General features: G+C 35.7%; 25 protein-coding genes. 10 read left to right on the forward strand and 15 right to left on the reverse strand.

Going from position 1 to position 26,245, the window contains the following annotated elements:
- Positions 1 to 58 precede the first annotated feature (58 nt).
- The 11 genes from IRZ78_RS08490 to IRZ78_RS08540 all read right to left on the reverse strand — a co-directional run bounded on the left by IRZ78_RS08490 (position 59) and on the right by IRZ78_RS08540 (position 9,359).
- Positions 59 to 469: an organic hydroperoxide resistance protein gene (locus IRZ78_RS08490; RefSeq protein WP_194616107.1), complete on the reverse strand. Its 411-nt coding sequence runs from the start codon at positions 467 to 469 to the stop codon at positions 59 to 61.
- Between the two features lie 93 nt (positions 470 to 562).
- Positions 563 to 1,585, reverse strand: coding sequence for an alpha/beta hydrolase (locus IRZ78_RS08495; RefSeq protein ID WP_228520413.1), 1,023 nt, complete (start codon positions 1,583 to 1,585; stop codon positions 563 to 565).
- Positions 1,586 to 1,723: 138 nt separating this feature from the next.
- Complete coding sequence (locus tag IRZ78_RS08500; RefSeq protein WP_194616108.1) at positions 1,724 to 2,125, reverse strand: cupin domain-containing protein; 402 nt, start codon at positions 2,123 to 2,125, stop codon at positions 1,724 to 1,726.
- 210 nt (positions 2,126 to 2,335) lie between these two features.
- Positions 2,336 to 3,637, reverse strand: coding sequence for an epoxide hydrolase (locus tag IRZ78_RS08505; RefSeq protein WP_194616109.1), 1,302 nt, complete (start codon positions 3,635 to 3,637; stop codon positions 2,336 to 2,338).
- 571 nt (positions 3,638 to 4,208) lie between these two features.
- Positions 4,209 to 5,294 carry a nitronate monooxygenase gene (locus IRZ78_RS08510; protein ID WP_194616110.1) on the reverse strand — a complete coding sequence of 362 codons (1,086 nt, stop codon included), beginning with the start codon at positions 5,292 to 5,294 and terminating at the stop codon, positions 4,209 to 4,211.
- A 17-nt stretch (positions 5,295 to 5,311) separates the two neighbouring features.
- Complete coding sequence (locus IRZ78_RS08515) at positions 5,312 to 5,761, reverse strand: nuclear transport factor 2 family protein (protein WP_194616111.1); 450 nt, start codon at positions 5,759 to 5,761, stop codon at positions 5,312 to 5,314.
- Positions 5,762 to 5,765: 4 nt separating this feature from the next.
- Positions 5,766 to 6,497 carry an SDR family oxidoreductase gene (locus tag IRZ78_RS08520; RefSeq protein ID WP_194616112.1) on the reverse strand — a complete coding sequence of 244 codons (732 nt, stop codon included), beginning with the start codon at positions 6,495 to 6,497 and terminating at the stop codon, positions 5,766 to 5,768.
- Between the two features lie 5 nt (positions 6,498 to 6,502).
- Positions 6,503 to 6,721: a 4-oxalocrotonate tautomerase family protein gene (locus IRZ78_RS08525; protein ID WP_055095205.1), complete on the reverse strand. Its 219-nt coding sequence runs from the start codon at positions 6,719 to 6,721 to the stop codon at positions 6,503 to 6,505.
- A gap of 4 nt (positions 6,722 to 6,725) precedes the next feature.
- A complete protein-coding gene (locus IRZ78_RS08530; RefSeq protein WP_194616113.1) occupies positions 6,726 to 7,265 on the reverse strand; it encodes a YceI family protein in 540 nt (179 codons plus the stop codon).
- 448 nt (positions 7,266 to 7,713) lie between these two features.
- Positions 7,714 to 8,286 carry a Crp/Fnr family transcriptional regulator gene (locus IRZ78_RS08535; protein ID WP_194616114.1) on the reverse strand — a complete coding sequence of 191 codons (573 nt, stop codon included), beginning with the start codon at positions 8,284 to 8,286 and terminating at the stop codon, positions 7,714 to 7,716.
- Between the two features lie 329 nt (positions 8,287 to 8,615).
- Entirely contained in the window at positions 8,616 to 9,359 is a 744-nt protein-coding gene (locus IRZ78_RS08540) for an SDR family oxidoreductase (protein ID WP_194616115.1), read from the reverse strand.
- Positions 9,360 to 9,575: 216 nt separating this feature from the next.
- Between IRZ78_RS08540 and IRZ78_RS08545 the strand changes: the two genes are divergently transcribed.
- Positions 9,576 to 9,920 (forward strand): helix-turn-helix domain-containing protein, encoded by a 345-nt coding sequence (locus IRZ78_RS08545; RefSeq protein ID WP_194616116.1) that lies wholly within the window; start codon positions 9,576 to 9,578, stop codon positions 9,918 to 9,920.
- 96 nt (positions 9,921 to 10,016) lie between these two features.
- Here the strand turns inward: IRZ78_RS08545 and IRZ78_RS08550 are convergent, their stop codons facing one another.
- A complete protein-coding gene (locus IRZ78_RS08550; RefSeq protein ID WP_194616117.1) occupies positions 10,017 to 10,496 on the reverse strand; it encodes a MarR family winged helix-turn-helix transcriptional regulator in 480 nt (159 codons plus the stop codon).
- 2 nt (positions 10,497 to 10,498) lie between these two features.
- On the reverse strand, positions 10,499 to 10,990 hold the full coding sequence (locus IRZ78_RS08555) for a GNAT family N-acetyltransferase (RefSeq protein ID WP_194616118.1): 492 nt from the start codon (positions 10,988 to 10,990) through the stop codon (positions 10,499 to 10,501).
- 333 nt (positions 10,991 to 11,323) lie between these two features.
- Here IRZ78_RS08555 and IRZ78_RS08560 point away from each other — a divergent pair, with 333 nt between their 5' ends.
- Both IRZ78_RS08560 and IRZ78_RS08565 read left to right on the forward strand, forming a co-directional pair.
- A complete protein-coding gene (locus IRZ78_RS08560) occupies positions 11,324 to 11,911 on the forward strand; it encodes a TetR/AcrR family transcriptional regulator (RefSeq protein ID WP_194616119.1) in 588 nt (195 codons plus the stop codon).
- Between the two features lie 131 nt (positions 11,912 to 12,042).
- Entirely contained in the window at positions 12,043 to 12,855 is an 813-nt protein-coding gene (locus IRZ78_RS08565; RefSeq protein ID WP_194616120.1) for an SDR family NAD(P)-dependent oxidoreductase, read from the forward strand.
- Positions 12,856 to 12,923: 68 nt separating this feature from the next.
- Here the strand turns inward: IRZ78_RS08565 and IRZ78_RS08570 are convergent, their stop codons facing one another.
- A complete protein-coding gene (locus tag IRZ78_RS08570; protein WP_194616121.1) occupies positions 12,924 to 15,347 on the reverse strand; it encodes an ABC transporter permease in 2,424 nt (807 codons plus the stop codon).
- 3 nt (positions 15,348 to 15,350) lie between these two features.
- A complete protein-coding gene (locus IRZ78_RS08575) occupies positions 15,351 to 16,064 on the reverse strand; it encodes an ABC transporter ATP-binding protein (protein ID WP_194616122.1) in 714 nt (237 codons plus the stop codon).
- Positions 16,065 to 16,346: 282 nt separating this feature from the next.
- Here IRZ78_RS08575 and IRZ78_RS08580 point away from each other — a divergent pair, with 282 nt between their 5' ends.
- The 7 genes from IRZ78_RS08580 to IRZ78_RS08610 all read left to right on the forward strand — a co-directional run bounded on the left by IRZ78_RS08580 (position 16,347) and on the right by IRZ78_RS08610 (position 26,239).
- Positions 16,347 to 17,708, forward strand: coding sequence for a sigma-54 dependent transcriptional regulator (locus tag IRZ78_RS08580; protein ID WP_194616123.1), 1,362 nt, complete (start codon positions 16,347 to 16,349; stop codon positions 17,706 to 17,708).
- Between the two features lie 73 nt (positions 17,709 to 17,781).
- A complete protein-coding gene (locus tag IRZ78_RS08585) occupies positions 17,782 to 19,116 on the forward strand; it encodes a HAMP domain-containing sensor histidine kinase (RefSeq protein WP_194616124.1) in 1,335 nt (444 codons plus the stop codon).
- A 71-nt stretch (positions 19,117 to 19,187) separates the two neighbouring features.
- Complete coding sequence (locus IRZ78_RS08590; RefSeq protein WP_194616125.1) at positions 19,188 to 19,565, forward strand: response regulator; 378 nt, start codon at positions 19,188 to 19,190, stop codon at positions 19,563 to 19,565.
- 515 nt (positions 19,566 to 20,080) lie between these two features.
- On the forward strand, positions 20,081 to 20,686 hold the full coding sequence (locus IRZ78_RS08595) for a hypothetical protein (RefSeq protein ID WP_194616126.1): 606 nt from the start codon (positions 20,081 to 20,083) through the stop codon (positions 20,684 to 20,686).
- A 7-nt stretch (positions 20,687 to 20,693) separates the two neighbouring features.
- Positions 20,694 to 21,737, forward strand: coding sequence for a ligase-associated DNA damage response exonuclease (locus IRZ78_RS08600; RefSeq protein ID WP_194616127.1), 1,044 nt, complete (start codon positions 20,694 to 20,696; stop codon positions 21,735 to 21,737).
- A 137-nt stretch (positions 21,738 to 21,874) separates the two neighbouring features.
- On the forward strand, positions 21,875 to 23,476 hold the full coding sequence (locus IRZ78_RS08605; RefSeq protein ID WP_194616128.1) for an ATP-dependent DNA ligase: 1,602 nt from the start codon (positions 21,875 to 21,877) through the stop codon (positions 23,474 to 23,476).
- Between the two features lie 303 nt (positions 23,477 to 23,779).
- Positions 23,780 to 26,239, forward strand: coding sequence for a ligase-associated DNA damage response DEXH box helicase (locus tag IRZ78_RS08610; RefSeq protein WP_194616129.1), 2,460 nt, complete (start codon positions 23,780 to 23,782; stop codon positions 26,237 to 26,239).
- Positions 26,240 to 26,245 lie beyond the last annotated feature (6 nt).

A 26,245-nucleotide genomic window follows, 5' to 3' on the forward strand; every position in this document is an offset into this window, starting at 1 on the left:
GTTTTATGAATTAATAACAAAAAAACCTCTTCTGTCGAAGAGGTTTCTGTTTGAGTGATTATATGATATTGATTGTCACATCAATGTTTCCTCTTGTAGCTTTAGAATACGGACACGTTTGGTGAGCCATTGCTGTAAGTTCTTTTGCGGTTTCAGGATCTATTCCCGGAAGACTTACATTAAGTCGCGCTTGCAAAGAATATTCCCCTTCTGTAACACATAAATCTACTTCGGTGTCTACAACAGTTTCTGCCGGAACTTTAGTGCCTAATTTCGAAGCTGCGATTCCCATTGCTCCAATAAAACAAGCCGACCATCCCGCTGCAAAAAGCTGCTCCGGATTTGTTCCCGGACGTGATGTTCCTGGTGAACTTAATTTGATATTCAATTGATCATCTGAACTTTGAGATGCTCCTTCACGTCCACCTGTTGTGCGTGTTTTTCCTGTGTATAATACTTTTGTTTCCATGTTTTTGAATTTTAGATTTTTGAATTAAGATTTTAGATTATTTTTCTATTGATGATATTGTTATTGGAATTTGGAATTTTAAAAATTTGGAATTTACCTAAGCTTATCAACATCCATTATCGCCTGAGCAAATGCTTTTGGGTCTTCCTGCGGAACATTGTGCCCAATTCCTTTTAGAATTCTGTGTTCGTATTTACCGCTGAATTTATTGGCGTAGGCTTTTCCGTCTATATTAGCACCGTCGAAATCGCTTCCTATAGTAATTGTCGGAACTTTAATTGCTGGTCTTGTCGCCAATCTATTTTCTAAATTATCATATTTAGATTCTCCAGATTCCAGAGATTGTCTCCATCGGTAATTATGAATAACAATTGATACGTGATCCGGATTATTAAAAGATTGAGCCGTTTGGTCATAAGTTGCTTTGTCGAAATTCCATAACGGAGAAGCTATTTTCCAGATCAGTTTATTAAACTCATAAGTGTTTTGGCTGTAGCCGAGTTTCCCTCTTTCGGTAGCAAAATAATATTGGTACCACCATCCTAATTCGGCTTGAGGTGGTAAAGGTTTTAAGTTCGCTTCCAGATTTACAACAAGGTAACCACTTACAGAAACCAATCCGTTTAAACGTTCCGGCCAAAGTGCTGCCATCACCACTGCTGTTCTTGCTCCCCAATCAAATCCGCCAATAATGGCTTTATCAATTTTTAGCGCATCCATAAAAGCAATAATATCACTTGCCAAAGCTGCCTGCTGCCCGTTTCTAAAAGTATCTTTAGAAATAAAAGTGGTTGTTCCCGATCCTCTTAAATAAGGCGTAAGCACTCTGTATCCTTTTGCAACTAAAATAGGTACCACTTCATTATAACTGTGAATGTCATAAGGCCATCCGTGAAGCAAAATTACCGGAGTTCCTTTAGAAGGTCCTGCTTCGGTATACCCTACGTTCAATAATCCGGCATTAATTTGTTTTAAAGTTCCAAGAGAACTTGCCGTTGTTTGTTTTTCTGATTGCGCGTTTACAAATGTCATTGTAAAAAATAAAGCTGCTATTAAAAGCATTTTAGAAGCTATTCTATTGGCGAAACTACTTGTGTTATTTTGTGCTGTTTTCATGATTATTATTTTTTAATATTTTGATTATTAGTTAATTTCTTCGTCAAAAGTATTCTGATAACAATCCTTGTACAATTAGAAAACAGTTGAAACGGACGAAGTAAAAGCTGAAACGGACAAACCAAAACCTGAGTTTTCTTATTTTTTCATGATCATAATAGGTTTCCCTTTCTCGACAATATAGGTGGCCAGTTCAGAAGCTTTGGCATTGGTATGGTTGTTTGCCGAGTGAAATTTTCCTGCCGGAATAAAAAGTACTTCTCCTGCTTTTAAGGTTATTGGCTTTTCATCCTCAATTTGATATTCCAGCGAACCTTCTAATACATAAATAATTTCTTCTCCCGGATGTGCGTGTTTTCCAAACGAGGTATGAGCATCAAAATCAATTCGGGCCTGAACCGTTTCTTTTCCCGGAATACTTAGATCGTGTTTTTGTAAATCGGTTCTTTTTACACCACTTTGTTGTGCCTGAGCATTTGATGGAGTGAATAATGCAATAAGACCTACGATCATCAATGCGTATATTTTATTAATTTTCATTTTGTTTGTTTTTAATTACGTGTTAAATATTATTTCACGCAGATTTAAAAAGATTTAAGCGGATAACCGCAGATTAATTTTAATAAAAATCTAAAATTAAATCTGCTTCAATCTGTCTAATCTGCGTGAACTAAAATTATTTTAATCTTAATAATTCTATCTAACTCTTTGTCAAAGTCCTGAAACCTGTTAGATATATTCTACTATTGCTTATTTTCTCAAAGATTTAAACGCTGCGCGAAGTTCTTCTGTAAAAAGCTGTGGTTCTTCCCAAGAAGCAAAGTGACCTCCTTTTGATACTTCATTAAAATAAATCAGGTTTTTATAACTTTTCTCTGTCCAGCTTTTAGGCGCTTGGTAAATTTCTCCTGGGAAAACAGTTACTGCAACCGGAATTTTTATATCGTTTGTTTTTTGTTCAACTGCATTAAAGTTGTTGGTATTATTTTCCCAATACAATTGTGCCGATGAGTTTGCCGTATTTGTTAACCAATACAAAGTGATATCATCCAGCATTTCATCTTTTGTAAGTGATTTTTCTGCGTTTCCACCACTATACGTCCATTCGTTGAATTTATCCAGGAAAAAAGATGCCAATCCAACCGGAGAATCTGTAAGTCCGTAACCTAAAGTCTGAGGGCGTGTCACCATCATTCCGGCATAACCACCACCTCTTGTATATAACTTATTAAGAGATAGAAAAGCAGCTTTTTCTTTAGCCGATAGTCCTTCAGGAGCTGGATCTCCGTCTTTTAAAGCTTTGGCAATATCAGCGGGAACTGTTGCAGGCATGTTTACGTGAATTCCCAATAATCCATATGGAGCCTGACGCGCCATAGCATCTGCAATTACAGAACCCCAATCGCCGCCTTGAGATACATAAGTTTTATACCCCAGACGTTTCATTAAAACATCCCACGCATTTCCAATTTTTTCAGGTCCCCAACCTGTTCCTTTTGGTTTTTCTGAGAAACCATAACCCGGCATTGACGGAATTACAAGATCAAAAGCATCTTCGGCTTTTCCTCCATAAGCAGTAGGATCTGTTAAGGGACCAATTACTTTTAAAAGTTCGAAGAAAGATCCCGGCCAACCATGTGTAATTACCAATGGTAAAGCATTTTTATGTTTCGATTTAATGTGAATGAACTGAATATCTAATCCATCGATATTGGTTACAAATTGAGGCAATGCATTTAGTTTCGCTTCTGTTTTGCGCCAGTCATAAGTAGTTCCCCAATATTTTACAAGACCCTGAATTTGTTGTAATTTAACTCCTTGTGATTGGTCAGTAACGGTTTCTTTATCCGGCCATCTTGTAGCGTTTACACGAGTACGAAGATCTGTTAAGGCTTCTTTCGAAATACTAATGTGATACGGACGAATTGCCTCGGCTTCATTAGTTGCTTTTGCCTGATTTTTTTGTGGGTATCCTGTTGCTGCGATCAACATAAATGTTCCTGTAGCAATGGCAGTCAGAAAGCTGTTTTTGTTTTTTAGAATTGTTTCCATTTTGATTATAAATTTTGTTATTGTGATTAATTTCTTTGTCAAAAGTATCTCGATAACTAGCGATTTAAAATCAGTAAATAGTCTAAACGGACGAAGTAGATCCCGAAGCGGACATTGCAGAAGTTGAAAATTTTATGGTACTATTGTTATTCTTTTCAGGAGCTAATCCCGCACCCGAGTCTGAAAGTGCAAATTGGCGAAGCAATACGTTACAATTTTTTATTCCGAACCCCCGAACAAAAGGATTTTCACTTCTATCGAGGCTAGGGCAATGATTTTCATAAGAATGTTTATCACAAAGTTTGTCATCCTGAGGAACAAAGAATCACACTAGGGACTCTGCACAGATTGGCGATTAATTTAAACACATAGAAACATAGGTTTTATGATCTTAATTGAGGTAGTTTAAAAAATCAAGATTTTTAAACATAGTTCACCTATGCGGTAATATTCAAAGTGAAACGCCTTTTCAACGTTTTAAAATTCTATGTTTCTATGTGTTTAAAAAAAAAGGGCATAAAAAAAGCCCAATCTCTACAATCAGGCTTTCGTCAATAGCTATTAAATTAGATTATCCTTTCAAATCATCAAAATAAGTGTTCGTTTCTTCTATAAGAGCGTGCATTAATTCTTTGGCTTTGGTATGTTTTAGAATTGGGGAAATTTGTCCACCCCAAAATAAGATCATATCCCATTTTTGCTGATCAAGCGCTGCTTTTCGTAATGGCGATATTAGTGTCGTCTGCAACGGAAACGGCAGTACATCTTGTTCTTTGCCTGAAATTTCCCTGGCAATTCTGCTGGTTAATCCGCGGCCCAAACGTCCTGTGTAAGCACGGGATAAAGTCGTGTATTTTGCTGCATCAGAAAACAACATTTCTCTATGAATAGGTAATGCATTCGATTCATCACACGCCAGAAACGCAGTTCCTATCTGCGCGGCACTTGCTCCTAAGGCTAAAGCTGCAGCGACGCCTTTTCCGTTTGCAATTCCTCCGGCAGCAATTATTGGAGTTTTTACTTTTTCGCGAATGAGTTGTAGTAAAACAAAAGTTCCTGTTAGCGATGATTCGGCGGAAGCCAAAAACGAAGGCCGGTGTCCGCCCGCTTCAAAACCCGAGGCGATAATCATATCTACGCCGGTACTTTCAAGAAAAACAGCTTCGTCTAAAGTCGTTGCCGCGCCAACGGTTGTAATTCCTGATCTTTTGCATTGTTCCAAAACATCGGCAGAAAGTGCTCCAAACATAAAACTGAAAACTTTTGGTTTAATATCCAAAATTACCTCCAACTGATTCTCAAACCTGGATTGAAACGGAGCCGGTTTTTCCGGTAACGGAATCCCAACTTCATCAAAATAAGGTTTAAATAATGCTGTTGTTTTCTTGTATTGTTCGTCTGATAAACCAGATTGCGGAATATCATGATCTGAAACCCAGAGATTGATATTATACGGTTTATTGGTTGCTGCTTTTAATTGTTTGTTTACATCAAATATTTCCTGAGGAGACATTGTATAAGCTCCGTATCCGCCAAGTCCGCCGGCATTTGATACCGCGGCAGTCAATTCTACCGTTGACAGGTTTCCGCCAAATGGTCCCTGCATTATCGGGTAATCAATCCCTAATAATGCTGTAGCTTTTGTATTGTACCACATTGCTATCTTGTTTAAAGTTATTCGCTTGTATCGGTCAGCATTTTATTGACGATAAGCCATTTTCCGTTAATCTTATGGAAAGATAAAAAATCCCGATAATTAAAGTCGTACATTTTAACATTAATTTCGGCTGTAGCAATTGAATTTACTACATTAATATTCAAGATTTCTCCTTTGAAAGGTTTTCCGGAATCTTTAGGACTTTGTCTGCTTTTTACGCCACTTAAATAAAGATCTACCGTTTTAAAATAAGGTTGTCCTTTTATATCTCCAAAAAGTAAAGCACTTTCATGAAAGATACTTCCTAAACGTCTTTCGTCTCCTTCGTAAATTCCTTTAAAATAATAATTTTCTAATGCATCAGTAATCGCTGATACGTCGGCCTGATTTTCCATTTTAATGTTATTTTGAGCTTTTATGCCCTGCAAAGTACAGAGCATAAAAGCAATTAATAAAATAGTTTTCATTTAATTATAAGTTGTGTCCAGCTCCTTTACCGCCATCAACATTGATGATTGAACCGGTAATAAAACTGCTTTTGGCAACCGTATACACCATTTCGGCTACGTCATCGACTTCTCCTACTCTGTTTAAAAGATGCAATCCGGCACTTTGATCTGATTTATCTCCGTGCATTGGCGTACGAATAACTCCCGGAGCAACGGTATTGATACGAATATTTTGTTTTCCAAATTCGGCTGCTAACTGAATCGTCAGGGCATGAATAGCGCCTTTACTTGATACGGGAGCCGAAGCTGGCCATCCGCCCAAACCGTGATTTACTAAAGGAGTTCCTATATTGATTACAACGCCATCTTGCTGTTTCAGCATTTGCGGAATAACAGATTGTGTAGTGAAGTAAGTTCCTTTTAGATTTGTGGTCAGGAATTTATCCAAATACGCTTCATCTACTTCCAAAAATGGTTTACTGTCGAATATTCCGGCATTGTTAACCAATACATCTACAGAACCAAATTTTTCTAAAGCAATTTTTACCAATTCTTCTCCGGTTTGTTTCTTGCTCACATCTCCGGCAAACATTGCCAGATTGTGTCCTGCTCCAAATTCGTTGTAAGCACTTTCTAATGCTGATGGTGTTAGCGAATTGATCACAACATTATCGCCTCTGTCCAAAAAGTATTTAGCGATTCCTTTTCCAATTCCGGATGCTGCTCCGGTAACGATTATCGTTTGTTTTTTCATGATATTTATTTTTTATCGGCTGTAATGCCTTTTTCTCTTAATACAGATACCTGATCTCCTGCGTAACCCCAATCGTCGAGTTCGATTTCCTGAATGACAACATGGGTTAAATGCGGATCTTTGTTTAATACATCAGTAATTAAATTTGTGATGCCGCTGATTAATTCTTGTTTTTGCTCGCGGGTAACGCCCTCGCGGGTCAATTCGATTTTTACGTAAGGCATGGTTTTAGTTTTTAGATACTTCGGCTATGATAGTAAAATCTAAATCAAAGTCGTTGTAGATTAATGTATCGCCTAAATCTTTGAAGAAGTTTCCTGAACGGAATTTGATATCGTATTTGGTACGATCAATAACCAATTTACCTGTCAATGAAAGTGCATTGTTAGTGCTTTCTACTTCGGTTTCAAAACCTGTAAGGTGTGTGATGTCTTTTATAGTAAGATTCCCTTCAAGATAATATTTACCATTTGAAATTTCTTTTACCGAAAGAATGTCAAATGTTGCCGTTGGGAATTTTTCGATCGAGAAAAAATCATCTGATGCCAAATGTCCTGCAAATTGTGCATTTGTATCGGGATCTGTAACATCCAGAATTTTTATTGAGGCGGTATTGATGACAATATTTCCACCATTTATTTTTCCGTCATTCAAAATAAAATGACCTTCTTTGATACCAATTGTACCATTATGTGCACCGGTAACTTTTCTACCAGTCCAATCGATGTTGCTTTTTGCACTTACGATATTAAAATTTGTTGTTTCCATTTTTATTGTATTTAAAAGTACAGTACAAAGGAACGCTGAGTATGGAAATTGGTTACGTGATGTAGATCACAATCTTTTTTTAACGTGCAAAGGAACAAAGGTTCAAAGTTTTCGTTTCACGCAGGTTTTATGAGATTTAAACAGATTTTTTTTATCGTGATTCTTTTTTAATCTCGCAAAGGTCCGAAGTCGCAAAGGTTTTTTATTTAATGCGGATCTTTTAATCACACAATGGACCAGAGGCTCAAAGTTTTTGTTTCACGCAAATCGCTTTATTCACATTTTGTCATCTCGAGCAACGAGGGCTATCCGCAAGTAGCTCTAAAAATATTGGCGATTATGATTGTGGGGTATGTAATGTTATCTTTCCTTCATCGAGATGATAAACTACGCGGAAACTTCAAATTAAAAAATCATTTTAATCCTGTAAATCTGTGACTAAAAAACTTTATGAATTGTATAATCTACTTAGGGTTTCTCTTGAAACTCCCAGATAGGCTGCAATTAAGTGTTTGGGAACTAAATTGTAAAGTTGTGGATATAATGCCAGAAGTTCTTCGTAACGGGTTTTAACATTGTTATTCATGAAAGACAAAAGTCGCTTTTGGGAAGCGATATATCCTTTGTTGGTTCTCCAACGGAAAAAATGTTCGATTTGATGAAATTCATTGCACAATTTTTCGCGGTCGCTGTTGGAAAGGCAAAGCAATTCGACATCAGAGATGCAATCTACATTTATGGTTGCAGGGGTTTGATTGTATAAAGCTGTATAATCTGATGTCCACCAAGTGGCCATGGCAAATTGCAGGATGTACATCTTGATTTCGTCATTGATGAAAAATGCTTTTAAACAACCTGAAATTACAAAATATTCACAATCGACTTTGTCACCGGCACTAATAATTGTTTGCCCTTTCTTGAATGATAATGGTTTAAAATGCGAAAAGAAATAATCGAATTGATCATCTGTTAACGAAGCGGTTTTGGAGATGTGTTGTTGGAGGATTTCTTTGTATTCCATGGAAAAGGTTCAAAGGTTCAGAGTGGCAAAGGTACAAAAGGTTTTTTTATAGCTGCTAGGATTCTTTTAAGATTCAAAGGGATAAAGTTTTTTGAACTTCGATATTTCTTATGGAAATCAGTGCCTAACCCTGATGTGAGGGAAATAGCTCCTAATAAAGACTAAATTCCAGTCCCTAAACTTAGTAATAAATTCCAAATTCCAATTTGGGGGAGCCAAAGACTTTCCCAGCAATGAGAATAAATAAAAAACCTAGAGACTTAAAATCTTACTAACTTTAAAAAAACCTTTATCCCTCTGAGCCTTTTCCTTTGTTTCTCATAAGAACCTTAAGCTAAAACCATCCCACCATCCATAATAAAATCGGCTCCGGTAATGAATTTAGCAGCCTCGCTACTTAGGTAAGCGACCATTTTGGCAACATCTTCCGATGCTCCCATTTGTTTTAGCGGAACCTTTTCTATCACCACGTCCATAATAGATTTAACGGTAGTTGTATCCAAACCTACTTTGTTCATCACTTCGGTTTCTGTTGGACCGGGACTTACGGAATTTACTCTGATTTTTCTTGGTGCCAATTCCACTGCCGCAGATCTCATAACCGAATTCAAAGCTGTTTTACTCGAAGAATAAATCGATGATCCAGGGCCCGGCATACTAGCAGTATTCGAAGAAAGAAATACAACAGATGCTCCGTCTCTTAGCATTGGAATAAATCTGCTCAAGGTGAAATATGCTCCTTTGAAGTTGACGTCTATGATGCTATCGAATAATGTTTCTGTGGCTTGTTCTATGTTTCCTAATCCGGCAATTCCCGCATTGATGAAGAGAATATCAACTTGTCCAAAATCTTCTTTTACTTTTGAAGCCAGATTTTCTATCTCAGAAATACTGGATTGATCGGCAACAATTGCTGTTACTCCCAAATCTGAAGCTGCTTTTTCAATTGCTTCTTTTCTTCTTCCGGTAATAATTACAGTTGCGCCTTGTTCTTTTAGTTGTTTGGCTGTTGCGTAGCCAATACCGCTATTTCCTCCCGTTATTATTGCTACTTTATTTTTTAAATTGTCCATTTTTTATGTTTTTAAATTAGTGGTACAAATTTAAATGGGAAAACATATTGCTTTTTCAGTGGTATCATGGAGTATACCTAAATGTTGGTATTTTCCACCACATAAGTTATATAAGTTCATTTAAATTTGGAACGTTAATTAAGCAAGTGTTTATAATTTCTTATATCACTGATATGGTGAAAAAAAATGTTTTTATATATTAGTCTAAAAATTGTTATGGAAAGAAATCAGAAAGAAGAAGTTAAGGCGCTTCAGGATACTTTGTATGTTTTGGGAGGAAAATGGAAATTGCCCATCATCAATTCAATCTGTAATGGAAACCATCGATTTACAGAAATTCAGCAAAGTATTCCGGGGATAACGTCAAGAATGCTATCGAAAGAACTGAAAGATATGGAACTGAACAATCTTGTAAAAAGAACCGAAGATCGCGATGCAAAAGTTCCTATTCTTTATGAATCCACTCCTTATTGCCAATCTTTTGGCCCAATTATAACCGAAATGATAAATTGGGGAATAGCACATAGGAAACACATTGGAAAGGTAAATTCCAAAAAGTAAAATTAAAAATTCCAATTGGGAAGCCCATCGACTTCAGGGTGACAATAGAAAAAACCTTTGAGCCTTTGAGCCTTTGTTTCTCTGACCCTTTGTCCCCTATTCTTTGCTTTTCAACTGCATTGCTCTTTGTAAAAAACTCTGATGCATTAATTTGTTTTCGGCCTCGTTAATGGCCTGAAGCAGATTATTTTGATTGTCGGCAATTTCTTTAAGAACGCTTGACATTACATCCCAAACGGGTTTCATTTTCAGGATCAATTCCTGTCCTTTTGGGGTAAGTGATATTAATCTTTTTCGTTCATCTACTTTGTCTTTTTTGGATCGGATTAGCTTTTGTTTTTCGAGTTCTTTTAATAAACTAATGGTGGAAGGATGTGTATAGCCTATCTCGTTTGCAATTTCTACAACGCCCAAAACTTCCTTATGATGCAAAGTATATACAACAGGAAACCATTTGGGTTCAAAGTCGATTCCGTATGATTTGTAAAATAATGCACCGTCTTTTCGCAACTGCTCACTAAGTCTTTGCAATCGCGTCGAAATGGCTAAAATCCCTGATTCATCAATTATATTCATCGTTACTTTTTTAGTTTTAAATGACAAAATACATTGTCGGCACTCATAACAGGAAATGTCTGCGGAAGCGATTCTTTATGGATTCGTACGAAATGATTTCTTTCATAAAAACGTAAAGCAGCTTCTAATACTGTTATGGTTCCCAAATATAAATCATCAATTTGATTTTCGTTGCAATAATGCAGTAAAGTGTCTAATAATTTCTGGGCTATAGAAAACTCTTTTCCACGGAATTCTTTTTTTACAAACATTTTTCTGATCGCAGCTTCAGAATTGCTAAATTTTACCAAAGCAATTGTTCCTACTAGTTCATCATTAATAAAAGCACCCCAGAAATGTCCTCCACTCGCGTAATAGAAGTTTTGTATGTTTAATAAATCCGGTTGGTCTTCGATTGTGATGGCAACATTAAATTCTTTTTGCTGAATGTTTAAAATTAAATCTACAACTTCATTTGAGAATTTATTTTCTATGGGAATAATCTGTGGTTTCATGTTTTTAGAATTCAAAAACACAAAACTACGTAGTTAAATACATAAATAATAATATTTCATTACAAATTGTTGTTTTTTGTTTCACGCAGCTTTAAAAAAGATTTAAGCTGATGGTGCAGATTTTATTTTTTCGCTTTGATTTAATTTAAAAATCTTTTTCGAGTCAGCCCCAATCTGCCAAATCTGCGTGAAATGAAAAAATAATTTACGCCTTAATGCCTTGTGGCAACTATTAAAACTAAGTCAAATGTGAAACTTATCACAAAAAAATCGAATTTGTTTGTTTTTATGACCAATCGGTCATATATTTGTACTCGTAAAATGAAAACTATCATGACAAAGGGAGAAGAAACCAGACAATTCATCGTAGAGAAAGCAGCTCCAATCTTTAATACAAAAGGAATTGCAGCAACGGCTATGAGTGATATTATGGAAGCGACCAAATTGTCTAAAGGAAGCATGTACGTGCATTTTGAAAATAAAGATGTTCTGGCGTGCGCGGCGGTTGATCATAATATAAAAGTATTGGGTGATAAACTGGTATCAGAAATTAGTAAAACTAAAACTGCCAAAGAGGAGCTTTTTACTTATATCGATTTTTTTAGTAATGCCATAAATCCTCCCCTTACCGGTGGTTGTCCGTTACTGAATTTTGGTACCGAGGCCGATGATACTAACCCTATTGTAAAGGAAAAAATAAATAAAGGCTGCAATTATAACCAACAATTATTGGCTAATAGTGTTAACAAAGGAATTGCCAACGGAGAGTTTAAACCGGAGTGGAATGCTGAAGAGTTTGGCATTGTTATGTTTGCCATGATGGAAGGCGGTCACCTTATTTCTAGAATGTCGGGTGATAATGATAAGATGAAAGTGATAGCCAAAACATTAAAAAAAATTATAGAGCAAAACACACTCTAATTTTTTTTACCCTAAAAATGACCGAACGGTCACTTAAAATTACAATTACAGTGTCAAAAATTAATTACAATATCAATTACAAAATTAAATATCATTAATAATTCACAACTAACAATTAATAATTTAAAATCATGTCAAAAACAATTTTAATTTCAGGCGCATCAAAAGGATTTGGAAAAGCCTGGGCAGAAGCATTTTTAGCAAAAGGATACAAGGTAGCTGCAACAGCACGAAATATTGATACCCTAGCCGACTTAAAAGCACAATACGGAGACGCTATTTTGCCTTTAACATTAGACGTAAACAAACGCGAAGATTCCTTTGTAGTTGTAGAAAAAGTAAAACAACACTTTGGTACAATTGATATCCTGATTAATAACGCTGGTTATGCCTTAAATGGTGCAGTCGAAGAAGCCAGCGAAACAGAAGCAAGAGCACAATTTGAAACAAACTTCTTTGGTACTCTTTGGTTAACTCAGGCTGTTTTACCGATAATGAGAAATCAAAAAAACGGTCATATTATTCAAGTTTCTTCTATTTTAGGAATCGCAACTTTACCTAATTTAGGTCTTTACAATGCCTCTAAATTTGCTGTGGAAGGTCTTACAGAAACATTATCTCAGGAAGTAAAACAATTTGGAATCAATGTAACTTTGGTTGAGCCAAATGGTTATTTTACTGACATTTGGGGTAACGGTTTCAATAGTAAAAGTATTGATGCTTATGATGGGCTTAAAAAAGCAATAGCAGAAGGACATGATCCCGACACTTTCGGACAAGCAAGCGCTACTGTACCTGCAATTGTTAAACTGGTTGAAGCAGAAAATCCTCCTCTACGCCTATTCTTAGGAAAAGTAGCTTTGCCACTTGCAAAACAAGTTTACCAACAAAAATTAGCTACCTGGGAAGAATGGGCTGACGTCTCTGTAGCAGCTCATGGTTAATTAAAAAACCTCTCATTAAAACTAAAACCTCCAAAATCAATGACTTTGGAGGTTTTCAATTTTATGCTTTATTCGTATTTAAGGTATTTCAAAACATCAATTTTGGTTGCTTGATAGGCTCTTGTAAGTACCACTAATAATGTTAATGCTAATAAGGCAGTAAACCCAATGATAAAAGGATAAACAGAAATAGTAATCCTGTAAGCAAAATTCTCTAACCATTTATTTAGTAAATAGTAGGCTGGAAATAACGCTATTAAAAATCCTATGATACTAAAGATTAGATATTGCCTGCAAAGTTCTTTTAATAAAACATTTGTTTCGGCTCCCAGTGTTTTTCGAATGGCGATTTCTTTCATGCGTCTTTCGATAGAATATGAAGCGAGAGCAAATAACCCGAAAAGTGCAATTACGATAACAACAACATTCAATAAAGAAAAGAGATTCTTTTGTTTTACATAACTGCTGTAAGACTTTTTATATTCTTTATCTACGAAATCATATGAAAACGGATATTCTGTATCTACTTTTTTTGTCCAGAGATTTTCTATATCAGCTATGGTTTGCTGCATGGTTTTAGGATCGGCTGTAATGTAAATATTGTTCAAAAGTCCAGAAAACCAAGGAACGGTTTTAAAATGGAAAAAAGACATTGGAGGTATTGGTTCTCCCGGATTTCCTATATTAAAATCTTTTACAATCCCAACAATAATAGCATCTTGTCCATTCCAATGCAATTTTTTGCCTATTGGATTTTTTTCATTTAATAGTTTTAAGGCAGTTTCATTAATGAGCATCGAAGCAACAGTATCCTGTGCAAATTTTGGACTCAAATAGCGCCCTTTTATGATTTTTATTTTCATCATTTCCAACAGTCCAAAATCTATTGGTACATTGTTTCCGTCAATATTTTTATCCTTATAATGATATGATATTACAGATTTTGCCCCATTTCCAAAAACAAAACCACCTCCTGCAACTTGCTGTACTCCTTTTATATGCTGCAATTGGCTTTTAATAATGTTGTATCGGGCAAATTGATCTTTATCCGTTATTGCTTCGCCGTAAATATTTCTGTAGGAGATATTGAGAATTTGTTTTCCGCTAAACCCTAAATCTTTTGAGTTCATAAGCTCTATTTGCTCATACACAATATAAGATCCAACAATAAAGAAAGCAGCTACAGCAAATTGAAAAATAAGCATACCGTTTCTAAGCCAGATACCGCTTTTACTTCTACCAAAGTTTCCTTTTAATACTTTTAGTGATTCAAAATTAGAAACATAAACTGCAGGAAGTATCCCCGCCAATATTACGGTTATAAAAAATATAGCAACAAGCTGGATATAAAACTGTCCGCTTTGTAATACAAGTGTTTTTTCCAAAAAAACATTATAGTACGGTAAAGAGACTTCGACAATAACCAATGCTATTAAAATTGAAAGCAACGAAATGATAGCGGTTTCAAAAATAAATTGTTGAATAATGGAAAATTTAGAAGCGCCTATAATTTTGCGAACTCCAACTTCTTTTGCTCTCTTTACTGCATTTGCCGTAGCTGAGTTAACATAATTTACAATGGATAGAATTAGAATTAAAACAGATAAGCCAACCATGATAAGCAAAAATTGAAGATTACCGTTTGCTTCTATCACTCCACCGGTTTTGGTATGTAATCGAATAGATGCCAATGACTCTAAACCTGGTTTTATCTGACCATATTTTTTAATAAATTCTTCTGGTTTAATGCCCTGATCTTTTGCAAAACGAGCTGTCATGTTTTCAAAATATATTTTTTCAAGATTTTGAATCACTTGTTGCTGTCCATTAGGATTTTTTAATTTTAATAACAGAACAAATTGAAAATTACCCCATTGCTGAATGGTCTCTTTTATTCTTGCATCTATAAAATTAACTACGCACGAAGGATTACAAATTGATTTTTTATCAAGTTTATAAACACCTCTTACAATTAGTTTTTTACCCTGCAACACGATTTGTTTGCCTAAAGCAGTTTCATTTCCAAAAAGCTGAACAGCCAAATCTTGCGACAAACAAATACTGTTGAGATCAGGTAATGCATTTTTTGCACTTCCTTCTATAAATTGATAAGGGAAATAATCAAAGAAGTTTTTTTGTGCTGCAATTATCCTATCAGACTGCACTTTTTTATTACTAAAGCGAATAATATCATTATTATAGTTACCGCTTAAATAACAGTAAGATGCTACTTCAGGGCTTGCATCTTTTATAGTAGATCCTATAGGTGCTGAACTCGAAGCCCAATAGGTAGTCGCATCCATTTGATTGGCAACCAAAAATATATTGTCTTTATTGGGATTCCATTGGTCATAACTCTGTTCGTCGTTCCAATACAAAATTGCAAAAATTAAACCTGCAATTCCAATACTCAACCCTAAAACATTCAGGGCTGTAAAAACCTTATTGTTTTTGATATGATAAATAAATATGTTGATCCAGTTTTTTAGCATGATTTAGTTTATTGAATTAGTTACCAAAACATCTACATTTCTATGGTTCATTTTCTCCGAAAGAATCACTCCGTCTTTCATTAAAATAGTTCTTTGAGAAAACGAAGCGTCATAATCAGAATGTGTTACCATCAGGATTGTCGCTCCGCTGGCATGAAGATCTGTTAATAATTCCATTACTTCATTTCCGTTTTTACTGTCCAGATTTCCTGTAGGCTCATCGGCAAGAATAATCGCCGGATCATTGATTAAAGCTCTTGCAACCGCTACACGTTGTTGCTGACCTCCTGAAAGTTGCTGCGGATAATGTTTCAAACGATGCGAAATACCTAATATCTTCGAGATTTCCTCTACTTTTTTCTTTCTTTCTGATGACGGAACATTATTGTAAATCAATGGCAATTCGATATTATCAAAAACAGATAATTCGTCAATTAAATTAAAATTCTGAAATATAAAACCAATGTTTTCTTTTCTGGCTTTCGATTTGAATTTCTCTTTCAGGCCAATCATTTCCTGGCCTAGCAATTCATAACTTCCTCCAGAAGCGCTGTCTAATAATCCTATGATATTCAATAAAGTTGATTTTCCACTTCCCGAAGGCCCCATGATCGATACAAAATCACCCTGGTTTATAGTTAATGAAATTTCGCTTAAGGCATTTGTTTCTACTTCTTCGGTTCTAAAAATTTTAGAAAGCTTTTTAATTTTAATCATAACTAATTTGATTTTTGATGTTTGTTTTTCTTACTGAGAATTTTATTGCCGAAGTAAAAAACAGATCCTAAATTAAGATAATTGATAAGATAATCTATAAATATCTATTTTTGTTACATTTACCAGCAATATTGATTCTCATACTTGATGATTTGATAATCTAATTGTGATTTTCATGCCAAAAATTTAAGATTTGCAACTATCTAATTTCTAAATTATTATTTTTTTACAGCAATACAAAGTGTCCATAATTGGACAGCTTTCGTCCAAAACCGAACAACAATGAAAAAGACAAATGCCTCAATTTTAATCATAGACGATCAGGAAGACATCCTTTTTGCATCGAAAGTGTACCTGAAAAAGTATTTTGAAGACATTTATACCCTTAATAATCCAAAAAATATTGTCGAATTGTTGTCGAAAAAAAGCATTGATGTCGTTTTGCTCGACATGAATTATCGAATAGGTTTTGAAGACGGAAGAGAAGGTTTGTATTTATTGAAAGAAATAAAAACACTTTCGCCCAAAACTGTTGTGATTTTAATGACGGCTTTTGGTAAAGTCGAAACGGCGGTTGAAGGTTTAAAAAATGGTGCTTTTGATTATATCTTAAAACCCTGGGAAAATAAAAAACTTCTGGAATCTGTAAAACAAGCCGTTGACAAATCGCGCAAAGAACAGAAGAAGGAAAAAAATATCGAAATTGAAAATGACTTTTTTATTGGAACTTCAGAGATTATAAAAAAAGCGTATTCCCTTGCCGATAAAGTAGCTAAAACCGATGCTAATGTTCTGATTCTGGGTGAAAACGGAACAGGGAAATTTGTTCTGGCACATCATATCTACAAACAATCCCAAAGAAAAAACAATCCTTTTATTGCTGTTGATTTGGGATCTTTAAACTCTAATATTTTCGAAAGTGAATTATTCGGTTATGCAAAAGGCGCTTTTACCGATGCCAAAGTTGATACGCCAGGACGTTTTGAAATGGCGCAAAACGGCACTATTTTTCTGGATGAAATTGGTAATGTTCCGCTGCATTTGCAATCTAAATTGCTGCAGGTTATACAAACCAAAACTGTAACGAGATTAGGCGAAACAAAAGCAAGGCCTTTAAATGTGCGTATTATTACAGCAACCAATTTAAACCTGAAATTAGAAGTTGCAGAAAAAAATTTCAGGGAAGATTTGTATTATCGTATTAATACCATGGAAATTATTTTGCCCCCGTTAAGAGAACGTAACGAAGATAAAATCCCGTTAGCCGACTATTTATTAGGTAAAATGATCGGAAAATACGGCAGGGACGAAATTACTTTTGATAAAAAAGTGACGCAACAAATCGAAAAACACGCCTGGAACGGAAACATCCGAGAAATGGAAAATAAGATCGAACGCGCCGTAATTCTGTGTGAGAACAATAAAATTACGCTTGCTGATTTAGATCTCGAAACCATAACAGCTTACGAAGAAAATCACGATGATATTCAGCTTTCCTCTGTAGAAAAAGCTGCGGTTGAAAAAGCATTACTTAAAAACAATAACAATATCAGCAAAACTGCCGAAGAATTGGGATTATCAAGAGGTTCTTTGTACCGCCGTTTAGAAAAATATAATATTAACATTAAAACCGATGACTTTTAATCACATGTCAAAGAGAAAAATTATAATGTCAAAAACTTTTAGTTCTGAATTCTGAATTTTTAATTCTTAAAATATGTTACGATCCTTACAAACATACAAACTACTATTTCTGAGATTAATTATAATTGTCGCAGCGATCGAAGTTTCTATTTTCTTCTTTAAAAAAGAACTTTTGTTTACAGGCGTATTCGGACTTTTTATTGTTTTTCTGTTAATCAGGGAAATGTATTTTTATGTTCGCAATTTTGTTTTGATTTACAATAAAACAATCGCTTCAATTTTACAAAATGATTTTAGTTCCGATTTTTCAAAACATAAATTAAATGATAATTATACAGATCTATTTCGTTTGTACAGCTCATTGAAAGCCAAAGAAAATGAGCAGATTTCGAAAGATATTATTTACCGCTCTATTCTTAACAATATTGAAACCGGAATTATAATTCTGCAAAAGCAAGATAACGATTGGAATATTTTTTTAATGAATAACTACTTTTCGACACATTTTAATGTTCCAAAAGTATCCAAATGGAAATACCTTAAAAACCAATTACCAGCCTTATGCGAGATTATCGAACAAGATAATTTTCAGGAAATAAAAACATCTATAGAAATTAGTGTTAATGGACAAAGCAATCAAACCTTTGTTTTGCAGGCTTCGAGAACCGAGATTTTCGAATTGGATTATTTTATTGTTTTATTAGACTCAATCCAGAATGTGGTAGAGAAAAAAGAGAAAGAAGCCTGGGTCAATTTGATGAAAGTAATCTCGCATGAACTCTTAAACTCCATTACCCCTATTCGTTCTATTTGCCAGAATTTACAGGATTTGGTTGAGCAGGATTCAATGTCAGATGAAGATCTTGAAGATGTAAAAAACAGCGTAAGCACTATGTTAAGGCGAAGTGACCATTTGCAAAAGTTTGTCGAAGGCTATCGAAAACTCGCCATGCTGCCTTCTCCTAAAAAAGAAAAAATAGAACTGCAGCATTTGATCGATAACTGCCTTCAGGTTATGAATCCTTTGTTTAAAGAAAAAAATATAGAAGTCGTTAACCATATTACTTTCAAACGATTCATAAACGTAGATTCTCAACAAATAGAACAGGTATTAATTAATCTGCTAACCAATAGTTTTTATGCGCTAAAAGATGCTTCACAAAACCAGATTATAATTTCGGCGGAAGCCAAAGAAAACCGAATCTTCATTAAAATAACCGACACCGGAAACGGAATAGAAAAAGAAATAGAAAACAAAATATTCCTGCCTTTCTTTACCACAAGACAAGAAGGCGCAGGAATTGGCCTGACGTTATCTAAAAATATTATCGAAGCCCATGGTGGTTATATCTCGCATAATAACGAAGAGAGTAAAACTACTTTTGAGATTTGTCTTGTTGAAGATTAACATTCATATTATGTAACATCACTCGAAAATTATATAACCTTCAAGTCCGGATTTTAAAATAATTTCATGGAATGAAAAATACAGTAATTTTATTAGTAGATGATGACGAAGATGACTGCGAACTTTTTATCGCTGCGATTGCTTCATTAAACAAAAATATACTCACTACAATCTCCAATAATTCTCTCGAAGCATTAAATAATCTAAAAGCAGCAACAGTTTTACCTGACTTTATATTTCTGGATATGCAAATGCCTTATCTAAGCGGAGCCGAATTTATACAGGAACTAAGAAACATTCCTGAACTTAGTAAAATTCAGGTGGTGGTGTATTCATCGCATTCACATGAAACTTTAAAAAAGCTAACGAACGAATTTAGTTCGGTACAAATATTTACAAAGCCTAATAATTTTCAAGAACTGGTTAGTACCCTTGATGGTATATTGTAATTGTTTTTATTAGAATATTCTTCAGGAGCTAATCCCCGCACCCGAGCCTGAAAATACGAACTGGCGAAGCAATCCGTTACAATCTTTTGTAGCGAGCACCACTACAAAAGGATTTCCAATTCTATCGGGGCTAGAGCAATCATTTTTATAATATTGTTTTATCACAAAGTTTTTCATTGCCCTGCGCATTTTTGTCATTTCGATCCCGAAGTTTCGGGAGAGAAATCCCCGTCAGAAGCTCGACAAAGATTGACTTGCTGAAACGGAGTTACTTTCGAAGATTCCTCGTTCCTCGGAATGACAATGATTGTCACTATTTTGTATAAAACTAAAATTCCTTACATCCTTGTGTTTAAATCATTAGCAGGTTGCAAAGTATAATTCGATACTATATATTCTTTATTCTCTATTCCCATTAGAAATCATGTAACATTTACGGAAAAAAGTATAAAATCTCAACTCACCTCAGTTTGTAACTTTGAGTATATTATTTTATCACTAACACCTTAATTGCTATGTTACTACAATTTATATCCAATTTATTCGAAAGCGACGAATCTATTCAAAATCCGTACGATATTGTAATTCAGATTAATGATAAAGTCTCACCATTAGACCGAAGAAACCTTTATATGTTGCCTTTACATGATTTCTTGACGGACAATAATTATGGTGAAATTTCCGGTGGCGGAATACTTAAAGAAGAGCCCGGAGAAATCATCTTTTGTGATATTCATGTAAAATTTCATAAAGATGAGATTAGCACAGCAGTTTTAAACGACATAATCAATTTTGTCGAAATTTGCGGCGCTCCAAAAGGATCAAAAATTATAATCGAAAAAACACATCAGGAAATTCCGTTTGGTAAAAATGAAGGAATCGCCATTTATTTTGATGGAGAAAATAATCACGAAAAAAATCACGAAGATTATAATGTTGATTTCGTACAGTCAGAAATTTCGAAATTAACCAGTACGTCTCAGGAAAGACATTGGAAAGGAAATGCTACTACTGCATTGTATTTTTACGGAAAATCTTTCGAGACTATGAAAGATGGCGTATCTGATTTTATGCATACCTATCCCTTGTATAAAAGTGCAAGAATTGCTCAAATAGCTTAATCAGGTTATGAAAGTCCCACTATTAGCTTTCAATGACAAAGGAATATATTGCCAGCAGGCCGATGTATACCTCGATCCGTGGCGTCCGGTTACCAACGCCATCATTACACACGGACATGCTGATCATGCGCGTTGGGGACACAAAAATTACATTACACATTATGACAATGTGCCTATCATAAAACACCGTTTGGGCGATATCAAGGTTACCGGAAAAAACTGGAACGAAACGTTTATCGTAAATGGTGTAAAATTTTCGCTGCATCCTGCCGGCCACGTTATTGGTTCTGCACAAATACGCGTAGAATACAAAGGCGAAGTATGGGTTTTTACCGGAGATTATAAAACCGAAGACGACGGGATCTCTGTGCCATACGAAGTGGTAAAATGCAATTCGTTTATAACCGAATGTACTTTTGGATTACCTGCTTTTAAATGGACTCCTCAGGCCGAAGTTATGACCGATATCAATAATTGGTGGGCAGAAAATCGTGCCGAAGGAAAAACGTCTGTTCTCTTTGGCTATTCGCTAGGAAAAGCACAACGTTTATTAAAATACCTGGATCCTAATATCGGAAAAATATATACCCATGGAGCGATCGAAAATATGACCGAAGTTTTACGACCATTGGTAGATTTTCCAGCCACAATAAGAGTAACATCAGAAACTAAAAAAGAAGATTTATTGGGCAGCATTGTCCTTGCTCCGCCAAGTGCACACGGCTCGACATGGATCAGAAAAATGACTCCGTTTGTTACAGGCTCTGCCAGCGGATGGATGATTTTTCGCGGTGCCAGACGCCGACGTGCCGTAGACAGAGGTTTTGTTTTAAGCGATCATTGCGACTGGACAGGTTTACTCGAAAGCATTAAAGCCACCGGAGCCGAAAAGGTAATTTGCACCCATGGATATTCGGATATATTCTCAAAATACCTTCAGGAAATTGGTTACGATGCAAGAACGGCTCACACACAATATGAAGGGGAATTGGGGGAAATGGATTCTAAGAAAGATGTTGAGGAAGAAATTGAGACAGAGAAAATAGAATAAAGAATATAGAGAATAGATTAAAGAGCCAAGAAGCTAGAAGGAAGAGAATACTTTTAATCCGTTCGTTTTCTCTCTTGAATCTTCAGTAATGTTTCTTGTCTCTTGCATCTTTCCTCTCTTTAAAAAAACAAGAAAAAATGAAAAACTTTGCCGAACTAATAAAAGCGCTAGACAGTTCTAATAAAACTTCGGTAAAAGTGGATGCTTTGACCAAATATTTCATCAATGCCAGTAATGAAGATAAAGTCTGGACGATTGCCATTCTTTCGCATCGTCGTCCGCCAAGGCCTGTAAATACCACTTTATTGCGATTATGGGCAAATGAACTGGCTAATATTCCGCTTTGGCTGTTTGAGGAAAGTTACCATATTGTGGGTGATCTTGCCGAAACCATTGCACTGGTGATTCCCACTACAAAAGAACATTCTGATAAAAGTTTAACCGAATATCTTCAGGAAATTATTGCCCTGAAAAAGAAAACAGATATCGAAAAAAAAGAATATCTGCACAAAAACTGGCTGGCACTCAATTATTATGAACGTTTTGTTTTCACTAAATTAATTACCGGAAGTTTCAGAATCGGCGTAAGCCAAAAATTAATGACGCGCGCACTTTCTAAAGCCGAAAACATTGATGAAGATTCCCTGGCACATAAATTAATGGGCGACTGGAATCCGAATACAATTACGTTTCAGGAATTAATTTTAGACGAACAAAACAGCGATTATTTATCGAAACCTTTTCCGTTTTACCTGGCTTATCCTATCGAAGGCGAACCCTGCAATCTTGGAGATCCTAACGATTGGAGCGCGGAGCACAAATGGGACGGAATTCGGTCTCAAACTATTATTCGTGATAATGAAATTTTTATCTGGAGCCGCGGAGAAGAATTGGTAACCGATAAATATCCTGAGTTCGCTTCTTTCATCGGAATTATTCCTGACGGAACAGTTATCGACGGAGAAATTCTTCCGTACATAGAAAACGAAATTGGAACTTTTAATGATCTGCAAACGCGAATTGGACGAAAAACAGTTTCGGCTGCGATCCTTAAAAAATCCCCTGTAATTATAAAAGCCTACGATTTATTAGAATGGAAAGGTCAGGATATTCGGAATCTTCCTTTTGAAGAAAGACGTATAGTATTGGAGAAATTGTATGAAGATATCAAACACCATGATATTCCGCTGCAACTTTCAGAAAGGGTGAAATTTTCAACCTGGCAAGAATTGAAAGAAGAAAGATTGCGTTCCCGCGAAATGAAAAGCGAGGGTTTGATGATCAAACGAAAAGATTCGCCTTACCTCGTAGGAAGAAAAAAAGGCGATTGGTGGAAATGGAAAATTGAACCTTTAGTGATTGATGCCGTCCTCACCTACGCCATGCGCGGTCACGGACGACGTTCGAATTTATTTACCGATTATACTTTTGCCTTATGGCAAAATAACGAAAATAACAAACGTGAATTGGTCACATTTGCGAAAGCCTATTCCGGTTTAACAGATGCGGAATTTAGAATGGTGGATGATTGGATTAAAAAGAATACGCTGGAACGATTTGGTCCTGTTCGAAGTGTAACCCCTCAATTGGTTTTCGAAATTGGTTTTGAAGGAATTGCGCTTTCAAAAAGGCATAAAAGCGGCATTGCAACACGATTTCCGAGGATTTTGAGATGGCGACATGATAAAAAAATCGATGACGCCAATTCTATTGAAGATTTGAAGAGTATGATTTTATAGGATTGTTATATTACCCGTAAATGGCACACGGATGATACCTATTCGCAAGCGAAAACACGGATTGGGCACGGATTTTTATAGGATAATTTTAAAGCTCCAGAGGAGCGATATATAATTTTTTAGTTGATGCATAATATGTCACCCCTATGGGGCCCTACTAATAAATCTATAAATTTCTATAAATATGACGTCCCGCTGGGGCTTAATTTAAAAACCGATTACTTAATTTTCTTTCGCACAGTAAAACTTAATGAACCTTAATATCTTAATGGTAAAAAAAATAAGGGTTTAAAAAAATAATAAATGAACAGAGAGCAACTTTTTGCGGTAGCAAATGACTGGTTTCACAATCAGGGATGGAAACCGTTTGCGTTTCAGACTCAGACCTGGACTGCTTTTTTGCAAGGAAAAAACGGCTTACTCAACGCTCCAACCGGAAGCGGAAAAACCTACGCACTCTGGCTCCCTATTGTTTTGAACTACATAAAAGACAATCCAAATTATAAAACCAAACATACACCTGGACTTAAAGCAATCTGGATTACACCTTTGCGTTCTCTTTCAGTTGAAATCAAACAAGCTGCGGAAAGAGTGGTTAATGATTTGGGAACAAAAATGACTATTGGTATTCGTTCCGGAGACACATCAGCCAGCGAGAGAGCCAAACAAAAAGGGAAAATGCCTGATTTATTGGTCACGACTCCAGAGAGTTTGCAATTGCTTTTAGCCACCAAAGGCTACGATAAAATCTTTAGCAATTGTACCGCAATTGTTATTGACGAATGGCATGAATTATTAGGTACAAAACGTGGGGTACAAACTGAACTTGGTTTGTCCCGACTCAAAGCGATTGCGCCCAAAATGCGTATTTGGGGAATCTCTGCTACGATTGGGAATCTGCAACAAGCACAGGAAGTTCTATTGGGAGTGGATTCAGAAGCGTATCATAATTCGGTTTTGGTAAAGGCTCAGATTCATAAAAAAATAAAAGTCATTTCGATTATTCCGGATAAAATGGAAACCTATCCTTGGCGTGGACACATGGGCTTGCATTTGATTGATGAAGTCGCAAAAATTATAAAAGCAAGCAAAACGACTTTGATTTTTACCAATGTACGGTCAGCTTGTGAAATCTGGTTTCAGCGTTTGCTCGAAAAATATCCTGAGTTTGCCGGAGAAATGGCGATGCATCACGGAAGTATTAATCGCGAAACAAGACTTTGGGTCGAACAGGCTATTAGAGATGAAGAACTAAAAGTCGTGGTTTGTACCTCGAGTCTGGATCTGGGTGTTGATTTTGCTCCTGTAGAAACTATTATTCAGGTTGGCGGACCAAAAGGTGTTGCGCGTTTTTTGCAAAGAGCCGGACGAAGCGGACACCAACCGGGAAAAGAAAGTGTGATTTATTTTCTGGCAACACATGCTATCGAATTGATCGAAGCTTCGGCACTAAAAAAAGCAGTTGAAGAGAATGTCATCGAAGATCGTGTTCCGTATTTAAACAGTTGGGACGTTTTGGTACAATACCTTAATACTTTAGCAGTTTCGGATGGATTTCTTCCTGACGAAATTTTTAAAGAAGTAAAAGGAACTTTTTGTTATCAGGCTATTACAGAAGAAAACTGGAACTGGATACTGAATTTCATCACTAACGGAAGTCAAAGTTTACAAGCATATGATGAATATAAAAAAGTAGAAGTTGATGAAGACGGACGTTTTAAAATCAACAGTAGATTAATTGCGATGCATCATCGAATGCAAATAGGAACTATTGTGGGCGATGCTGTTGTAAACGTAAAATTCATGAGCGGCGGTTATATTGGGACTATCGAGGAATGGTTTGTTTCAAAATTAAAACCGGGCGATACTTTTATCTTTGCAGGAAAACAACTCGAATTGTTCCGAATAAGAAATATGCAGGTTTTGGTTCGAAAGGCTGATCCTAAAAAGAAATCTAAAGTAGTAAGCTGGATGGGTGGCCGAATGGCGCTTTCGGCTCAAATGAGCGAATTGTTGCGGCAAGAATTGTATCGTGCCAATACCGATGATTTATCGCCTGAATTAAAGGCATTACAACCTTTATTCGCGAGACAAAGAAAAGAATCTATCGTTCCAGGAGATAATCAGTTTTTGATTGAAACTTTTAAAACGAGAGAAGGTTATCATGCTATTTTTTATCCTTTTGAAGGGCGTTTTGTACATGAAGCCCTGGCAAGTTTACTGGCTTATAGAATTAGTTTATTGTTGCCTATTAGTTTTTCTTTGGCTTATAATGATTACGGATTCGAATTACTTTCTGATCAGGAAATTGATATGCAGAATGTTCTGGATAACAATTTATTTTCGACAGAATATGTACATCATGATTTGCAAAAAAGTTTGAATGCGACTGAAATGGCGAGACGGAAATTCAGGGATATTGCTGTCATTGCAGGTTTGGTTTTTACTGGTTTTCCGGGTAAAATGGTCAAAACAAAACATTTGCAAAGCGGTTCTCAATTGTTGTTTGAAGTTTTTAGGGATTACGAACCTGATAACTTATTGTTTCAGCAAGCATATCGCGAAACCTTTGAACATCAGCTGGAAGAAGGTCGTTTGATTATGGCTTTGGAACGAATAAACAATCAGGAAATCATCTGGAAATCGTGTTTGAAACCAACACCTTTTAGTTTTCCGTTAATCACAGACAGATTACGTGAAAAATTATCCAGCGAGACATTAGCAGAACGAATTAAAAAAATGACGGCTTCGTATATGAAGTAAATATTT

This window comes from Flavobacterium sp. CSZ (assembly GCF_015350725.1).
In the GTDB taxonomy this organism is placed as follows: domain Bacteria; phylum Bacteroidota; class Bacteroidia; order Flavobacteriales; family Flavobacteriaceae; genus Flavobacterium.